The organism is Streptomyces sp. CO7 (assembly GCF_053474865.1).
The window spans coordinates 1-418 of sequence record NZ_JBRIOU010000128.1; the positions used below are offsets into that span (position 1 = coordinate 1).

1 protein-coding gene is annotated in these 418 nt (G+C 64.4%); it reads left to right on the forward strand.

Going from position 1 to position 418, the window contains the following annotated elements; genetic code table 11:
• Nucleotides 1-418: (2Fe-2S)-binding protein (locus ACOV8S_RS31425; RefSeq protein WP_448321880.1), on the forward strand; the 418-nt coding region annotated here is incomplete at both ends.

Consider the following 418-nt stretch of genomic DNA (forward strand, 5'->3'; position numbering starts at 1 on the left):
GCTCTAGGCAAGATCCTTCGTGCCGCCGCTTATCTTTCCTGCATTTGCTCGCCTGCACGCTTTTCGGCGCTGCAGGTCCAGGCAAGAATTGTCGCGGTTTCGCACGCTTTTCACGGCGTTTCGACCAGCGCCGGCGACGCGCTGCTCTTCCCTAATCCCTGGCTTTTGCGCATTCTTGCCCGGTCGTTTCCGAGCCACCCGACGGCAGCATCGGAGGAAGTCATGGTGAGCCTTACGCTCAACGGCAAGCCCCAGCAATTCGACGTACCCGACGACATGCCCCTGCTCTGGGTCATACGCGACATCGCCCGGCTCACCGGCACCAAGTTCGGCTGCGGCATGGCCCAGTGCGGCGCCTGTACCGTGCATCTGGACGGCGCGCCGCTGCGCGCCTGCGTCACACCGGTGTCCGCGGTCG